The following is a 727-nucleotide window of genomic DNA, read 5'->3' on the forward strand; positions in this document are numbered from 1 at the left end:
TCTCCTGACAATCGTTGATATAAAAGTGCCCCGTCCAAAATGTAGCGGCGAATCCGGGATAGCCGGAGGAAGCATTACAAAAATAGAAATGCTTCAGGGAAGTCTGGTGATTGAGCCGACCCAGTCCCATATTCCGGGGAGTGAGACTAGAACCATAGGAATTGCCCTGGGGACACCAGCAAAATCGCTCGTTGGTGGTGGGGCTACCCGTGATTTTAAACACGAGATGTTTTCTGAAATCAGGAACGTAGTGTTTTTCCACCACATCCAGGATAGAGTCTAGAATTTCTGATTTTTCTGCCGATAGGCCTTGGCATCCGTTGCTTGTAATTGCTTGAAGTACTCGTAGTTAGCAACGGTCAAAAATTCGACAATTTGACAGTCTGGGGGACAGTCCCGCTGGTGATTGGTTAAGAGAGTTGGGGTGGTAATCGCAAAACTGGGATTGGAAAAGTCATGGTGATCATACATCTGCTCAAAGGCTTGATTTAAATCTGGATTCCCAGTATGAAAAGTATTCCATTTGCCAAATCCATAATTACGCAGATCCAGATCCTGCACCACACAGTAGGCCATGAAGTTGGAAGGGGAGTATGGATAATTGAGTTTCTGGCGAACTGAGCGGGAGAATTTTCCAGGCCAATCATCTCGGCTGCTTTCTTGGGATCGAGGTTGCAGATGATGGTTTCAGCGGTAAATTCATAGGTTTCATGGGTTATGCGATCGC

General features: G+C 46.2%; 1 pseudogene. It reads right to left on the reverse strand.

Annotated elements, in window-relative coordinates:
* Positions 1 to 727 (reverse strand): annotated as a pseudogene (locus tag DO97_RS31585) (phytoene desaturase family protein); the annotation flags it as partial.

The sequence above is a fragment of the Neosynechococcus sphagnicola sy1 genome (genome assembly GCF_000775285.1).
GTDB lineage: Bacteria > Cyanobacteriota > Cyanobacteriia > Neosynechococcales > Neosynechococcaceae > Neosynechococcus > Neosynechococcus sphagnicola.